Annotated in this window: 13 protein-coding genes; all 13 read left to right on the top strand. The window is 72.9% G+C overall.

Annotation, left to right across the window (positions count from 1 at the left end; translation table 11 throughout):
* Window positions 1-7 precede the first annotated feature (7 nt).
* The 13 genes from AB0H37_RS02825 to AB0H37_RS02765 all read left to right on the top strand — a co-directional run bounded on the left by AB0H37_RS02825 (window position 8) and on the right by AB0H37_RS02765 (window position 13,617).
* Window positions 8-2,218 carry an ABC transporter permease gene (locus AB0H37_RS02825; protein ID WP_360610951.1) on the top strand — a complete coding sequence of 737 codons (2,211 nt, stop codon included), beginning with the start codon at window positions 8-10 and terminating at the stop codon, window positions 2,216-2,218.
* On the top strand, window positions 2,211-2,960 hold the full coding sequence (locus AB0H37_RS02820) for an ABC transporter ATP-binding protein (RefSeq protein WP_329086615.1): 750 nt from the start codon (window positions 2,211-2,213) through the stop codon (window positions 2,958-2,960). The genes AB0H37_RS02825 and AB0H37_RS02820 overlap by 8 nt, the downstream gene beginning before the upstream one ends.
* Window positions 2,953-3,696: an ABC transporter ATP-binding protein gene (locus tag AB0H37_RS02815; RefSeq protein ID WP_360610949.1), complete on the top strand. Its 744-nt coding sequence runs from the start codon at window positions 2,953-2,955 to the stop codon at window positions 3,694-3,696. The genes AB0H37_RS02820 and AB0H37_RS02815 overlap by 8 nt, the downstream gene beginning before the upstream one ends.
* Before the next feature lie 6 nt (window positions 3,697-3,702).
* The gene (locus tag AB0H37_RS02810) at window positions 3,703-4,056 is read left to right on the top strand and encodes a hypothetical protein (RefSeq protein ID WP_360610947.1); all 354 of its coding nucleotides are present in this window, start codon (window positions 3,703-3,705) and stop codon (window positions 4,054-4,056) included.
* An 85-nt stretch (window positions 4,057-4,141) separates the two neighbouring features.
* Window positions 4,142-5,428 (top strand): NADH:flavin oxidoreductase, encoded by a 1,287-nt coding sequence (locus AB0H37_RS02805; protein WP_360610945.1) that lies wholly within the window; start codon window positions 4,142-4,144, stop codon window positions 5,426-5,428.
* Complete coding sequence (locus AB0H37_RS02800; RefSeq protein ID WP_360610943.1) at window positions 5,421-7,121, top strand: AMP-binding protein; 1,701 nt, start codon at window positions 5,421-5,423, stop codon at window positions 7,119-7,121. The genes AB0H37_RS02805 and AB0H37_RS02800 overlap by 8 nt, the downstream gene beginning before the upstream one ends.
* A 16-nt stretch (window positions 7,122-7,137) precedes the next feature.
* Window positions 7,138-8,301: an acyl-CoA dehydrogenase family protein gene (locus AB0H37_RS02795; protein ID WP_179837038.1), complete on the top strand. Its 1,164-nt coding sequence runs from the start codon at window positions 7,138-7,140 to the stop codon at window positions 8,299-8,301.
* Window positions 8,298-9,278, top strand: coding sequence for a MaoC family dehydratase N-terminal domain-containing protein (locus AB0H37_RS02790; RefSeq protein ID WP_360610941.1), 981 nt, complete (start codon window positions 8,298-8,300; stop codon window positions 9,276-9,278). Before AB0H37_RS02795 ends, AB0H37_RS02790 begins: the two co-directional genes overlap by 4 nt.
* Window positions 9,278-10,342: an acyl-CoA dehydrogenase family protein gene (locus AB0H37_RS02785; RefSeq protein ID WP_360610939.1), complete on the top strand. Its 1,065-nt coding sequence runs from the start codon at window positions 9,278-9,280 to the stop codon at window positions 10,340-10,342. The genes AB0H37_RS02790 and AB0H37_RS02785 overlap by 1 nt, the downstream gene beginning before the upstream one ends.
* Window positions 10,339-10,803 (top strand): MaoC family dehydratase, encoded by a 465-nt coding sequence (locus AB0H37_RS02780; RefSeq protein WP_360610937.1) that lies wholly within the window; start codon window positions 10,339-10,341, stop codon window positions 10,801-10,803. The genes AB0H37_RS02785 and AB0H37_RS02780 overlap by 4 nt, the downstream gene beginning before the upstream one ends.
* Window positions 10,800-11,975 (top strand): lipid-transfer protein, encoded by a 1,176-nt coding sequence (locus tag AB0H37_RS02775; RefSeq protein WP_360610935.1) that lies wholly within the window; start codon window positions 10,800-10,802, stop codon window positions 11,973-11,975. The genes AB0H37_RS02780 and AB0H37_RS02775 overlap by 4 nt, the downstream gene beginning before the upstream one ends.
* Before the next feature lie 41 nt (window positions 11,976-12,016).
* Window positions 12,017-12,814, top strand: a complete 798-nt coding sequence (locus tag AB0H37_RS02770) for a MaoC/PaaZ C-terminal domain-containing protein (RefSeq protein WP_360610933.1) — start codon at window positions 12,017-12,019, stop codon at window positions 12,812-12,814.
* A gap of 11 nt (window positions 12,815-12,825) precedes the next feature.
* Window positions 12,826-13,617 (top strand): SDR family NAD(P)-dependent oxidoreductase, encoded by a 792-nt coding sequence (locus tag AB0H37_RS02765; protein ID WP_360610931.1) that lies wholly within the window; start codon window positions 12,826-12,828, stop codon window positions 13,615-13,617.
* Window positions 13,618-13,768 lie beyond the last annotated feature (151 nt).

Genomic DNA, 13,768 nt, shown 5'->3' with positions numbered 1-13,768 from the left:
TGACCACGTGACCACGTTCCTGACCTACACCATTCTCGGCCTGGTCCTCGGCTCGGTGTACTCCATCGCGGCCTCGGGGCTCGTGCTGACGTACAACACCTCGGGAATCTTCAACTTCGCGCATGGCGCCCAAGCCATGTTCGGAACGTTCCTGTACTGGCACTGCACCGAGCGGTGGGGCTGGCCGGTGTGGCTCGCGCTGATCGTCGTGGTCGGCATCGCCGGCCCCGCGATGGGCGCCGCCCTGCACGCCGCCATCATGCGGGGCCTGCGCGGCACCGCCGACGTCACAAAGATCATCGTGACGGTGGCGGTGCTGCTCGGGACCGTCTACCTGGCGCAGTGGATCTGGAACCCCGACGAGGCCCACACCGTCGGCATGTTCTTCGGCGCGGGCTCGAAGATCACGGTCGCGGGGGTGGTGGTCCGGTACCACGAGATCGTGTGCCTGGTCGCCGCCGTCGCGATCGCCGCGGGGCTGCGGGTGCTGTTCACCCGCAGCCGCGTGGGCGTGGTGATGCGCGGGTCCGTCGACGACCCCGACCTGCTGCGGCTGAACGGCCACGACCCGGAGCGCGCCGCGATGCTGTCGTGGGCGCTCGGGTCGACGCTGGCCGTGCTGGCCGGGGTGCTGATCGTGCCGATCAGCGGCGGGGGGCTGGACGCGGGCGCGCTGACCCTGCTGGTGATCGACGCGTTCGCGGCGGCGATGTTCGGGCGGCTGCGCAGCATCCCCCGCACCTTCGCCGGCGCGATGGTGCTCGGGCTGGCCGCCAACTACGTGCTGGCCTACCTGCCGTCGGCGGGCACGTTCACCGGCAACCTGCGCGTCTCGCTCCCGATGATCATCTTGTTCGTGGTCCTGGTGGTGCTGCCCCAGGACCGGCTGCGCGGGGCCGCGATCCGGACCCGTGAGCGGTATCGGCCGCCGACCGTCCGGTCGGCGGCGGTGTGGGGGCTCGTCCTGGTCGCGGTCGTCTACCTCTACAGCCTGCTGCTGTCGGACGGCGCGGTCACGACGTTCTCGCTCGGCATGACGTTCGCGATCATCGCGCTGTCGCTGACCGTCCTCACCGGCTACGCGGGCGAGCTGAACCTCGCGCCGCTGGCGTTCGGGGCGGTCGCGACGGTGGTGGCGTTCCACTTCGGCGTGCAGGGCAGCGGCCTCGGAGCCCGGACGAACATCCAGGGCGTGCTGCTCGCCGTCGCGGCGGCGGCGCTGGTCGGCGGGCTCGTCGCGCTGCCGGCGCTGCGGCTGCGCGGCCTGTACCTGGCGCTCGCGACCATGGCGTTCGGCGAGTTCCTGTCGAACATGGTGCTGCGCGACACCACCGAGCACGAACTGTTCGGGATGCGGTTCACCCTCTTCCCGGACGGGGCGCTCGTCGTCCCGCCCCTCAAGGTCGGCCCGCTCGATCTGCGGGACGGAACGACCTCGCTGATGACCGCGACCGCGCTGTTCGCGCTCATCGCCGTCGGGCTCGCCGCGCTGCGCGGCAGCGGCTACGGGCGGCGGCTCGCGGCGATGAAGGACAGCCCGGCGGCGACGGCGATGCTCGGGCAGAACCTCGTCCGGCTGAAGCTGAGCGTCTTCATGATCTCCGCGGCGATCGCGGGGCTCGGCGGCGTGCTGATGTCGGCGGCGACCGGGACCGTCGCGCAGGAGAACTTCTCCTTCGTCGGCAGCCTCGCCCTGCTCATGCTCGTCGTGGTGGCGGGCATCGGCTACCTCAGCGGCGCCCTGTTCGGCGGCCTGATGGCGGGCGTCGGCTCGGCCGTCCTCGTCTCGACGTTCGGCGACCTCGCCCTGGAGAACGAGGGGATGGCCACCGTCTACCGGGCGCTCGGCCACCTCGTCCTCGTCGGGACGGCGCTGGTCGGGATGGGCGTCGGCCGGAACCCGAGCGGGTTCGTCCACGACCTCGTCGACGGCTACCGCGCGATCCGGACCGCCAGGCCCCTGCTGTTCGGGGCGGGGGCGCTGGGCGCCGTCCTGTACGTCCTGGCGCTGACCGGCGTGATCGGCACCTGGACGTTCGCCCTGGCCGCGCTGTGCGTCGTCATGCTGCTGCCCGCCGTGGGCCGCGCCTACCTGGAGGAGGGACGCGGGGGCCGCCCGGTGCCGCTGGAGCTCGTCGGCGTGGACGAGCCCTACACCGACGCGCTGCGCGTCCGCCTCGACCGCGAACTCGGCCTGAAGGGAACGGTCCATGCCTGAGACCCCGCCCCTGCTCGCGACCCGGGGCGTCACCGTCCGGTTCGGCGGCAACACCGCCGTGGACGACGTGAGCCTCACCATGGGCGAAGGCCGCATCACCGGGCTCATCGGCCCGAACGGCGCGGGCAAGACCACGATGTTCAACACCATCACCGGGCTGCAAAGGCCCGCGTCCGGCCAGGTGCTCCTGGACGGGGACGACATCACCCGCCTGTCCCCGGCCAAGCGCGCGCGGCGCGGCATGGCGCGGACGTTCCAGCGGCTGGAGCTGTTCCTGTCGCTGTCCGTGCGCGACAACGTCCGCGTCGCGGGCGACGTCCTGCGCGCCACGTCCCGCAGGCGGTTCGACCTGAACGAGGAGACCGACCGGGTCCTGGAGCGCACGGGCCTCACCGACGTCGCCGACCGCGACGTGTCCGACATCCCGATCGGGCGGGCCCGGGTCGTGGAGGTGGCGCGCGCGCTGATGACCTCGCCGCGCGTGCTGCTGCTGGACGAGCCCGCCTCCGGCCAGACCGAGCGCGAGACGGAGGCGTTCGCCGAGATGCTCACCGGCCTCGCCGCCGAGGGCCTCGCCATCTGCCTGGTCGAGCACGACCTGCCGCTGGTCATGCGGCTGTGCTCCACCATCCACGTCCTCGACTACGGCGCGCTCATCGCGTCCGGCGCACCCCGGGAGATCAAGGAGTCGCCGGAGGTCATCGCCGCCTACATCGGCACCGAGGAGGGGAGCCATGCCTGAACCGGACGCGGTCGCCGAACCGGCCGCCACGGCACCGCCGGAACCGCTGCTCGAACTGAGGGGCGTCCGCGCGGGCTACGGCGCCATCGAGGTCCTGCACGGCGTCGACCTGGCGCTGCGGCCCGGCTCGCTGCTGGCGCTGCTCGGCCCGAACGGCGGCGGCAAGTCGACCACGATGCGGGTCTGCGCGGGCCTACACCCGCCGACCGGCGGCGAACTGCTGTTCGCCGGGCGGAGGGTGAACGGCGTGTCGGCGCAGGACGCGGCGCGCCTCGGCGTCTGCGCCGTCCCCGAGGGCCGCGGGATCTTCCCCAACCTGACGGTGCGGGAGAACCTGTGGGCCGCCACCGGGACCGGCGCCCGGCTGGAGGACCTGGAGGAGCGGGCCTACGCCCGCTTCCCGATCCTCGGCGAGCGCCGCCACCAGCTCGCCGGATCGATGTCCGGCGGCGAGCAGCAGATGCTCGCGCTGTCGCGCGCTCTCGGCAGCGACCCCGCGGTGCTGCTGCTCGACGAGCTGTCCATGGGCCTCGCGCCCATGATCGTCACCCGGATGTACGAGACGGTCGCCGGGCTGGTCGAGGGCGGCCTGTCGGTGCTGGTCGCGGAGCAGTTCGCCCGCGCCGTCCTGCCGATCGCCGACACCGCCGCGCTGATGCTGCACGGGCGCGTGGTGGCGGCCGGCCCGCCCGCCGAGATCGAAGACCGGCTGTCCAGCGACTACCTGGGAGGTTGACCCATCATGCTCACTGAGGAACGGCGCCAGCGGTTCAAGGACGACGTCGCGCGCCAGCGGCTCAGGACCGACCGGCCCCGCTTCGACGGGGCGGCGCGGATCGCCGGCGTCCTGGCCATGATCGCCGGAATCGCCGGGACCTTCGTCGCCTACAACGTCTCCCTCACCAAGGACGACCTGCGGGACGTGGGCTCGCTGCAGACGCTCGCCGTCGGGTTCCTGGCGGTGACCGTCCTCGGCGCGGCCCTCTACCTGGCCGCCGCCGTCACCCGCGTCCTGCGCCTGTGGCTGCTGCGCCAGCTCGTGGAGCAGCAGTCCCAGGCCGACCAGATCGCCGCCGCGCTGCGCGGGGACGCCTAGCGGCCCGACGCTCCCGGTCAGCGGGATGTCCGGAGTGCCCGGACATCCCGCTGATTAACGTCTAGTCCGGATGGAGGACTCTCACATGAACGACCCGACTCGCCTGCGGGCGGGCGACCCCCCGGCGACCGCCGCGACCCGCACGCGGGGGGACGACCCCACGCACCCCCCGGCGACCGCCCTTGGGCCCGCCGTGTTCACCCCGGCCAAGCTGGGGCCCGTCACGCTGCGGAACCGCATCGTCAAGGCGGCGACGTACGAGGGGCTGACCAAGGACGGCCAGGTCACCGACGCGCTGATCGACTTCCATGTCCGGCACGCGCGCGGCGGCGTCGGGATGACCACCGTCGCGTACTGCGCGGTCGCGCCGGAGGGCCGCACCGACCGCAGGCAGATCCACTGGCGGGACGAGGCGATGCCCGGCCTCCGCAGGCTGACCGACGCCGTGCACGCGGAGGGGGCGGCGGTCCAGGCGCAGATCGGGCACGCCGGTCCGGTCGCCAACCCCAAGAGCAACAAGCTCCCCGCGCTCGCGCCCAGCCGCCACTTCCACCTGACCACGCAGACCGTCGCGAAGGCCGCCACGCACGCGGACCTGAAGCGCGTCGTCGAGGCGCACGGCCGCGCGGGCAGGATGGCGATCGAGGCGGGGTTCGACTCCATCGAGATCCACATGGGGCACAACTACCTGACGAGCGCGTTCCTCAGCCCCAAGATCAACCACCGCGGGGACGAGTACGGCGGGTCGCTGGAGAACCGCGCCCGGCTGGCGCGCGACATCGGCCGCGCCGTCCGCGACGCCGTCGGCGACCGCATCGCGATCACCGCGAAGCTCAACATGGACGACGGCGTGCCCGGCGGCTTCTGGATCGACGAGGCCATCCAGGTGGCGCGGTGGCTGGAGGCCGACGGCACGGTCGACGCCCTCCAGATGACCGCCGGAAGCTCCCTGCTCAACCCCATGTACCTGTTCAAGGGCGACGCGCCGCTGCACGAGTTCGCCTCGGTCATGAAGCAGCCGACCAAGCTCGGGATCAAGCTGATCGGCAAGCACTTCCTGAAGTCCTACCCCTACGAGGACCTCTACCTGCTCAAGGACGCCCGGCAGATCCGCGCCGCGGTGAAGCTGCCGATGATCCTGCTGGGCGGCGTCACCGACAGGGCGGGCATGGACACCGCGATGGCGGAGGGCTTCGCGTTCGTCGCGATGGCCCGCGCCCTGCTGCGCGAGCCCGACCTGATCAACCGGATCAAGGACGAGCCCGCGACCCGGTCGCTGTGCATCCACTGCAACAAGTGCATGACCGCGATCTACGGCGGCACCCACTGCGTCCTGTCCACCGAGCCGGCCTGGGGCGCCGCGCGTGCGTGACGAGACGATCGCGGCGATGCTGCTGGCCCGGCTGGGCGACGCCCGCCCCGGCCTGCGGAGCCGCGAACGGACATGGTCATGGGACGAGGTGGTCCGGGAGAGCGCCGCCCGCGCGTCCCTGGCCCGATCACTGCGCCGCGACAGCCCTGTTTCTTGTGGGGGGGCGACCCCCCACTCCCCCCGGAACAGCCCGTTCCACATCGGCGTACTGCTGGAGAACGTCCCGGAGTACGTCCTGTGGCTCGGGGCGGCGGCACTGGGCGGCGCGACGATCGTCGGCATCAACTCCACCCGGACCGGCGCCTACCTGGAGCAGGAGGTCCGGCACACCGACCTCCAGCTCGTCGTCACCGACCGGGCCGGGCTGAAGCTGCTGGACGGCCTCGACATCGGCGTCCCGCGCGACCGCTTCCTGCTGATCGACGACGACGGCTACCCGGAGCTGGTCGCGGCCCACGCCTGCGAGCCCGAGGCCGATGAGTCGATCACCCCGCTGACGCAGCTGCTGCTGCTGTTCACCTCCGGGACCACCGGCGCGTCGAAGGCGGCGCGCTGCTCGCAGGGACGGCTCGCCGAGCTGGGCCGCAACAACAGCGCCAAGTACGACGTCAAGCGCGAGGACGTCAGCTACTGCCCGATGCCGCTGTTCCACGGCAACGCGCTCATGGCGCTCTGGGCGCCGTCGCTGGCGGTCGGCGCGACCGTCGTCCTGGCGAGGAGGTTCTCCGCGTCCGGGTTCCTGCCGGACGTCCGGTACTACGGCGCGACGTTCTTCACCTACGTCGGCAAGGCGATCGGCTACGTCCTCGCCACCCCCGAGAGCCCGGACGACGGCGACAACACGCTGACGCACGGGTTCGGGACGGAGGCGTCCCCGGAGGACAAGGCCGAGTTCCTGCGCCGCTTCGGCGTGCGGCTGGTCGAGGGCTACGGGTCCAGCGAGAGCGCCGGCATGATCAAGCGGGATCCGCAGGCGCCGCCGAGCGCGCTCGGGCGCCCGGCCCACGACGGCGTCCGCATCGTCAACCCCGAGACGCGCGAGACCTGCGCGCCCGCCGTCCTGGACGGGCACGGCCGCGTCACCAACGCCGAGGCCGCCGTCGGGGAGATCGTCGACGTGCACGGCGCGGCCAGGTTCGAGGGCTACTACAGGAACCCGGAGGCCGACGCCGAGCGCGTCAGGCACGGCTGGTACTGGACGGGCGACCTCGGCTACGTCGACGGCGACGGGTTCCTGTACTTCGGCGGGCGGTCCGGCGACTGGATCCGGGTGGACTCGGAGAACATCTCCGCGCTGCTCACCCAGAACGTCGTCCGCCGCCACCCGAAGATCGTGGACGCGGTCGCGTTCGGCGTGCCGGACCCGCGCTCCGGCGACCAGGTGATGGCGGCGATCGAGATCCCCGAGGGCGTCGGCTTCGAGGACCTGGACCTGCCCGCCTTCCTGGCCCGCCAGGACGACCTCGGCACCAAGGGCGCGCCGCGCTTCGTGCGCGTCTCGCACGCGCTGCCGACGACCGGGTCGGGAAAGCTCAAGAAGAAGGAACTGCAGCTCGACGGCTGGCGGACGTCCGACCCCGTGTTCCGGTGGGCGGGCCGGGGCTCGCCGGAGTACGTCCCGATGACCGAGGCGGACAAGGCCGCGCTCCGCGAGGAGTTCGCCGCCGCGGGCCGCGGGCGCTTCCTCCCCTGACCGAGAAAGGGCATGTATGGATCTGCGTGAGTCCGAGGCGCATCGCGAGTTGCGCGCGGAACTGAGGGCGTACTTCGCGGGCCTGCTGCCCGAGGACGTGCGGCGCCGCGCCGGCGAGCAGGGCGTGGGCGGCGAGCGGTTCCGCGAGATCGTCAAGATGCTCGGCAACGACGGCTGGCTCGGCTACGGCTGGCCGGAGGAGTACGGCGGGCAGGGCAGGTCGATCGCCGAGCAGTACGTCTTCTTCGACGAGGTGCAGCGCGCCGGGCTGCCGTTCCCCTTCGTCACCGTGAACACGGTCGGCCCCACGCTGATGCGGTTCGGCACCGACGAGCAGAAGCGCGCGTACCTGCCCGGCATCCTGTCCGGCGACCTCGTCTTCGCGATCGGCTACACCGAGCCCGAGGCCGGGACCGACCTCGCCTCGCTGCGCACCCGGGCCGTCCGGGACGGCGACCGGTTCGTCATCGACGGCAGCAAGGTCTTCACCAGCGGCGCCAACACCGCCGACCACATCTGGCTCGCGGCGCGCACGAACCCGGACGCGCCCAAGCACAAGGGCATCTCGATCCTGATCGTCCCGACCGACGCCGACGGGTTCTCCTGGAGCCCGATCCCGACGGTCGGCGGGATGGTCGTGACGGCGACGTACTACAACGGCGTCGCGGTGCCCGCGTCGTCGGTGGTCGGGGACGTCGACGGCGGCTGGAGCCTGATCACCACGCAGCTCAACCACGAGCGCATCGGGCTCGCCGCACTCGGCGGCCGGATGATCCGGCTGTGGGAGGACGTGCGCGACTGGGCGCGCGAGAACGGGGTGATCGACCTGCCCTGGGTGCGGGCCGACCTCGCCCGCACCCACGCCAAGCTGGAGGCGATGCGGCTGATGAACTGGAAGATGACGATGGCGGTGGACGCCGGGACGCTGACCGGCGCGCAGGCCGGCGCCGCCAAGTCCTACGGGACCGAGACGCACATCGAGGTCCAGCGGACGCTGACCGGGGTCCTCGGCGCCGCCGGCCGGATCCGCCCCGAGTCGCCGGGGGCCGTGCTGCACGGGCAGATCGAGCAGCTGTCGCGGCAGGGCATCGTCAACACCTTCGGCGGCGGCGTCAACGAGGTGCTGCGCGACATGGTCGCGGTCCAGGGACTGGGTCTGCCGAGGTCGAGGCGGTCATGAGCGGGAACGGCGAGGAGTACGAGGCGCGGCTCCAGGCGTGGGTCGGGCGGCCCTACGGCGCGCCACGGGTCGGACAGGACCCGGTGAACGTCCCCATGATCCGGCACTGGGTCGAGGCGATGGAGGACGGCAATCCCGTCTACCTGGACGAGGAGGCCGCGCGGGCCACCGGCCGCGACGGTGTCGTGGCCCCCGCGTCGATGATGCAGGCGTGGACGATGCGCGGGTACGCCGCGTCCGTCCGCGCCGACCCCGCGGGACCGGACGAGCTGACCGAGCTACTGGCCGAGGGCGGCTACACCTCCGTCGTCGCCACCGACTCGGAGTTCGAGTTCCACCGGGAGCTGGTGCCGGGCGACCGCGTCAGCGTCGAGGAGACCGTCGAGTCGATCTCCCCGGAGAAGAGGACCGCGCTCGGTGCGGGACGTTTCGTCAGCACGGTCAAGACCTACCGGGACGGGGCGGGCGAGGTCGTCGCCACGCAGCGGTGGCGCCTCCTGAGGTTCCGCCCCGCCGAGAAGCCCGCCGAGAAGCCCGCCGAGAAGCCCGGCGAGAAGACGGAGCCGAAGGCGCTGCGCCCGCGCCCGGCGATCAACCCGGACAACGCGTTCTGGTTCGAGGCGGCCCGCGAGCACCGGCTCGTCATCCAGCGCTGCGCCGACTGCAAGTCGCTGCGGCACCCGCCGGGGCCGTGCTGCCCGCAGTGCGGCTCGTTCGACTGGGACACCGTCCAGGCGTCGGGCGACGGCCACGTCCACAGCTACGTCGTCAACCACCACCCGCGCCACCCCGCGTTCGACTACCCGCTGGTCGTCGCGGTGATCGAGCTGGCCGAGGGGACGCGGCTGATCGCGAACATGACCGGGGTCGCGCCGCAGGACGTCGAGATCGGCATGCCCGTCGTCCTCGACTGGATCGACCCGGACCCCGACCTGTCCCTGCCGGCGTTCCGCCCGGCCGGACCGAAGGAGCGCTGATGGACTTCACGCTCGGCGAAGAGCCGGCGGCGGTCAGGGACCTCGCCCGGCAGATCTTCACCGACCGCGCCACGCAGGCGCGGATCAAGGACGCCGAAGGGTCCGGGCACGGATACGACGAGGGCCTGTGGGCCGAGCTCGGCGAGACGGGCCTGCTCGGCGTCGCGCTGCCCGAGGCCGCGGGCGGTGCGGGCCTCGGCGCCGCCGGCCTGGCCGTCCTGCTGGAGGAGCAGGGCCGCACCGTCGCGCCCGTCCCGATCTGGCCCGCCGTCGTCGCCGCGCTCACGCTCGCCTCGCACGGCGAGGACGTCCCCGCGGCCTTCGCGGACGGGACGTCCCGGCCGACCCTCGCCCTGGAGGAGTTCGGCCCCGCCGACCCGGCCGCGCCGCGCTGCGCGGCCGCCCGCGACGGCGAGAACTGGCTGCTGACCGGCACGAAGGCCGCCGTCCCGACGCCGTTCGGGGCGAGCCACGTCCTCGTCTCGGCCGCGTCGCCGGAGGGGCCCGGCCTGTTCCTGCTGGAGACCTCGGCCTCCGGGGTGTCGTGGGAGCGCGCCGAGACCACCAGCCGCGACGTCGCCGGGCACCTGACCCTCGACGGCGCCCCGGCACGCGCCCTTCCGGACGGCGCGCTGGCCACGGCGCTGCGGCTGGCCCGCCTCGCCCTGGCCGCCGTCCAGGTCGGCGTCGCGGAGGGCGCGCTGCGCATGGCCGCCGACTACCTGTCGGGCCGCGAGCAGTTCGGCCGCCCCCTCGCCACCTTCCAGGCCGCCCAGCACCAGCTCGCCGACTGCTACATCGAGATCGACGCGCTGCGCGTCTGCCTCTGGCACGCCCTCTCGCTGGTCGACGCCGGGGAGGACGCCGAGACCGCCGTGCTCGTCGCCAAGTGGTGGTCGGACGAGGGCGGGCTGAACGTCGTCCACCGCGTCCAGCACCTGCACGGCGGCATCGGCGTGGACGTCGACTACCCGGTGCACCGCCACTTCCTGTGGGGCAAGCAGATCTCCGGGACGCTCGGCGGCGCGTCCTCCGACCTGGAGCTGCTGGGGGCGGCCCTGTGAGCGCGGACGCCGTGAACAGGGGATACGAGGACGTGGCGGTGGGGGAGGAGCTCCCCGAGCTGAGCATCCCGCTGACCCGCACGATGATCGTCGCGACCGCGCTGGCGAGCCGCGACTACCAGGACGTCCACCACGACCCGTCGCTCGCGGTCGAGCGCGGCTCCCGGGACGTCTTCATGAACATCCTGACCACCAACGGGCTCGTCGACCGGTACGTGACGGGCTGGGCCGGGCCCGCCGCGGTCGTGAAGGCCATCAGGATCAGGCTCGGCGCGCCCAACTACCCGGGCGACACGATGGTGCTGACCGGCACCGTCGCCGCCAAGCACGACACCGGCCGCCGGGTCGAGATCGCCGTGCGCGGCGTCAACGCGATCGGCCCGCACGTCACCGGCACCGTCGTGGTGGAACTGCCCGCCGTTGGAGCACCCGCCGTCGGAGCACAGGGGAGCGGCGCATGAGCGTGCTGCCAGGGGCGGCCGCGGTCGCCGGGATCGGCGCCACCGAGTTCTCCAAGGAGTCGGGCCGCAGCGAGCTGCGGCTGGCCTGCGAGGCGGTGCTCGCCGCCATCGTGGACGCGGGGCTCCAGCCGTCCGACGTGGACGGCATGGTGACCTTCACCGCCGACACCAACTCCGAGATCCACATCGCGCGCAACCTCGGTATCGGCGAGCTGAAGTTCTTCTCCCGCATCGGGTACGGCGGCGGCGCGGCCTGCGGCACCGTCCAGCAGGCGGCGATGGCCGTCGCGACCGGCGTCGCCGACGTGGTCGTGTGCTACCGCGCGTTCAACGAGCGGTCCGGCACCCGCTACGGCCTCGGGCAGGCCGACCGCCCGATGGACGTCAGCGCCGACAGCGCCGCGTACGCGTGGATGAACCCGTTCGGCCTCTCGACCCCCGCCCAGTGGGTCGCGATGTTCGCCCGCCGCTACATGCACGAGTACGGCGCGACCAGCGAGGACTTCGGCCGCATCGCCGTCGTCGACCGCAGGCACGCCGCCGCGAACCCGGCAGCGTGGTTCTACGGGCGGCCGATCACGCTGGAGGACCACCAGGCGTCCCGCTGGATCGCCGAGCCGCTCCGCCTCCTGGACTGCTGCCAGGAGAGCGACGGCGGCCAGGCGCTCGTCGTCGTCTCCGCCGAGCGCGCCCGCGACCTCCCGCACCGGCCCGCCGTGATCTGGGGCGCGGCGCAGGGCTCCGGCAACGACCAGCACATGATGACCAGCTACTACCGCTCGGAGATCACCGGCATTCCCGAGATGGGCCTGGTCGGGCGGCAGCTCTACGGCCAGTCGCGCCTCACGCCGGCCGACGTCCAGGCCGCGATCCTCTACGACCACTTCACGCCGCTCGTCCTTCCGCAGCTGGAGGAGCTGGGCTTCTGCGCGAAGGGCGAGGGCAAGGACTTCGTCGCCGACGGCAATCTGGAGCTCGGCGGCAGGCTTCCGATCAACACCCACGGCGGCCAGCTCGGGGAGGCCTACATCCACGGGATGAACGGCATCGCCGAGGCCGTCCGGCTCGTCCGCGGCACCTCGGTGAACCAGCCGGGCGACATCCACAACGTCCTCGTCACCGCCGGCACCGGCGTCCCGACCAGCGGTCTGATCCTGGGAGCCGACCAATGAACGAGCGAAGCGAACCGGGGGGCCGTCCTCTTGCCGGGGGCATGAGCGCGTGGCAGGGGCGTGCGCTCGGCGCGCGGACGGTGACCTACGACGAGACGCGGCCCATCCTCTACGCGCTCGCGGTGGGCGCGGGCGCCTCGGACCTGGACCTGGTGTTCGAGGAGAGGCTCCGTGTCCTGCCCACGTTCGTGCTGACCCTGGCCCAGTGGGCGCCGGACGCCCTGGGCTCGGCGGGCGCGTTCGACGTGCGGACGGCCGTCCACGGGACCCAGCGCCTCCGCGTCTTCAAGCCGCTGCCGCGTTCCGGCTCGGTGGAGATGAGCGCCCGCGTCACCGACGTGTGGGACAAGGGCTCCGCGGCCGTCTTCGACGTGGCGGTCGAGAGCGAGTACTTCGAGGCGACGTGGTCGCTGTTCGCGCCGGGCAGCGGTGGTTTCGGCGGCGAGCGCGGCCCGTCGTCCCGCCGCCGTCCCGAGGCCGATCCGGGCGGCGTGCTGACCGTCCGCACATCGTCCGACCAGGCGGCCCTCTACCGGTTGCTCGGCGACCGCCACCACCTGCACATCGACCCGGAGGCGGCGAAGGCGGCCGGGATGCCGCGCCCGATCATGCACGGCCTGTGCACGCTCGCGGCCGTCACCCTCCCGCTGGCCGAGTCCCTCGGTGCCCACCCGGCCGACCTCGCCGAGCTCGAAGGCCGCTTCGCCGCGCCCGTCTTCCCCGGCGACGTGCTCCAGGTCAGCACCTGGCAGGACGGTGACGCTGTCCTCTTCGAGGCGGCCGTGGACGGCCTGACGGTCATCTCGGGCGGACGGGCTCATTTCGCCGCGGCCCGCTAGGCTGCGGCACCATGGACGAGCCGTCGAGCGTCGTCGTGACCGGTGGGAACCGGGGTGTGGGACGGGTGGTCGCCGCGGAGGCCGTCCGGCGGGGGCACCGGGTGACGATCGTGGCGCGGCGGCCGGACGCGGGAGCCGCCGCCGCGCGGGAGATCGGCGCGGACCTCGTCGTGGGCGACCTGTCGTCCGTCCGCACGGTCCGTGACCTGGCCGGGGCGCTCGCCGCGGCCGATCCCGGGCCGGGCGTGCTCGTGCACAACGCGGCGCTCTGGCCCCACCGGCGCGAGGTCAACGAGGACGGCTTCGAGCAGGCGTTCTTCACCAACCACCTGGCGCCGTTCCTGCTGAACCGCCTGCTGGAGGAGCGGCTGCGCCGGGTCGTGCAGGTCAGCGCCGCCCTCTACACCACGGGCCGGGTCGACCCCGAGCGGACGCCCGAGGGCAGGGACTTCCACCCCGTCCGGACCTACGCCAACACCAAGCTGGCGAACCTGCTGATGGTCCCGCTGTTCGCCGAGAGGTGGAAGGACGCCGGGGTGACGATCGACGCGGTGCACCCGGGCGTGCTGCGCACGGAGCTCACCACGCGGGGCGGGCCCCTCGGCGTGATCATGAGAGTGGTCAGGCCGGCGCTGAAGCCGGTGGCCAGGGCCGCCCCACCGGTCGTCGACCTGGTGGACTCCGGCGGCACCGGACGGTACTTCCAGGTCGCCAGGGAGAAGCCGCTCAAGCCCAGGGCCCGCGACGGCGCCCTCGCCCGCCGCCTCTGGGACGACGCCGAAACCGTCCTCGCCACCGTGTAGCGCCAGAGCGGGCTCTGCCCGCGCCGGGTCGCGGGTTCGAAAACTCTTCATCCGCCGTTACGGGACCGGCCTCTCCGGTGCTGTCGCAGCTCAGCGGCGTTCGAGCGGCGAGAGACGTCACCTTCCGACCAACGGCGGCACCGCGCATGGG

The organism is Actinomadura sp. NPDC023710 (genome assembly GCF_040639875.1).
GTDB classification, from domain to species: Bacteria; Actinomycetota; Actinomycetes; order Streptosporangiales; family Streptosporangiaceae; genus Spirillospora; species Spirillospora citrea.
The sequence above is the reverse complement of the archived record's forward strand: the minus strand, read 5'-3'. Positions and strand labels throughout refer to the sequence as shown.

Excerpts from the sequence above, each read along its gene's own strand:
- AB0H37_RS02820 (WP_329086615.1), top strand. The coding sequence starts at position 2,211 with ATGCCTGAGACCCCGCCCCTGCTCGCGACCCGGGGCGTCACCGTCCGG.
- AB0H37_RS02775 (WP_360610935.1), top strand. The coding sequence starts at position 10,800 with ATGAGCGTGCTGCCAGGGGCGGCCGCGGTCGCCGGGATCGGCGCCACC.
- AB0H37_RS02815 (WP_360610949.1), top strand. The coding sequence starts at position 2,953 with ATGCCTGAACCGGACGCGGTCGCCGAACCGGCCGCCACGGCACCGCCG.
- AB0H37_RS02810 (WP_360610947.1), top strand. The coding sequence starts at position 3,703 with ATGCTCACTGAGGAACGGCGCCAGCGGTTCAAGGACGACGTCGCGCGC.
- AB0H37_RS02765 (WP_360610931.1), top strand. The coding sequence starts at position 12,826 with ATGGACGAGCCGTCGAGCGTCGTCGTGACCGGTGGGAACCGGGGTGTG.
- AB0H37_RS02795 (WP_179837038.1), top strand. The coding sequence starts at position 7,138 with ATGGATCTGCGTGAGTCCGAGGCGCATCGCGAGTTGCGCGCGGAACTG.
- AB0H37_RS02770 (WP_360610933.1), top strand. The coding sequence starts at position 12,017 with ATGAGCGCGTGGCAGGGGCGTGCGCTCGGCGCGCGGACGGTGACCTAC.
- AB0H37_RS02805 (WP_360610945.1), top strand. The coding sequence starts at position 4,142 with ATGAACGACCCGACTCGCCTGCGGGCGGGCGACCCCCCGGCGACCGCC.
- AB0H37_RS02785 (WP_360610939.1), top strand. The coding sequence starts at position 9,278 with ATGGACTTCACGCTCGGCGAAGAGCCGGCGGCGGTCAGGGACCTCGCC.
- AB0H37_RS02790 (WP_360610941.1), top strand. The coding sequence starts at position 8,298 with ATGAGCGGGAACGGCGAGGAGTACGAGGCGCGGCTCCAGGCGTGGGTC.